The organism is Neisseria sp. P0019.S003 (genome assembly GCF_051957115.1).
Taxonomy (GTDB): domain Bacteria; phylum Pseudomonadota; class Gammaproteobacteria; order Burkholderiales; family Neisseriaceae; genus Neisseria; species Neisseria flavescens_D.
Genome location: NZ_JBQCWT010000034.1, coordinates 1 through 581, shown reverse-complemented (window position 1 = coordinate 581; position 581 = coordinate 1). Strand labels below are relative to the sequence as shown.

1 pseudogene is annotated in these 581 nt (G+C 48.5%); it reads left to right on the top strand.

Annotated elements, in window-relative coordinates:
* Positions 1-349, top strand: a pseudogene (locus ACTHTS_RS10940) (ABC transporter permease); the annotation flags it as partial.
* Positions 350-581 lie beyond the last annotated feature (232 nt).

Sequence of the window (581 nt, the reverse complement as noted above, 5' to 3'; positions counted from 1 at the left end):
GCTCAATGATTTCGAAACGCAGCCCGACCCTGCAAGTCCGTCTGAAAGGCACTTGCTCGGCACGGACGACCGCGGTCGCGATGTCTTGGCGCGTTTGGTTTACGGGTTTCGCGATTCCCTATTGTTTGCACTTGCGCTGACTTTGGTAACGACCGTAATCGGTGTGATCACTGGCGCGGTGCAGGGTTATTTCGGCGGCAAGACCGACCTTTTGATGAAGCGTTTTATCGAAATCTGGGGTGGGATGCCGGAACTTTATTTGCTGATTATCTTGTCTTCGTTTTTTAATCCCAGTTTGTGGATTTTGCTGGTGTTGCTGTCGCTTTTCGGCTGGGTGGGGTTTTCCGAACCCGGTCTAACCACCAAAAAATAATCCGTCTTGAAGGTTTTTCAAAAACCAGAACGAAAAGCATCAGAAAAACCCACCCCACCAAAAAACAAAAATCAAAACCGAAAAACCACCCAGTCCAGGGTGAAGGAAAAAAAAAGGAGCAGCCCAAGGTCAAATCCCTGACTCCCCTACCAAAACCCTATCAAAAGCTCTCCTCGAACGTTGGTTTTTCCTACCAAATCACCCCATT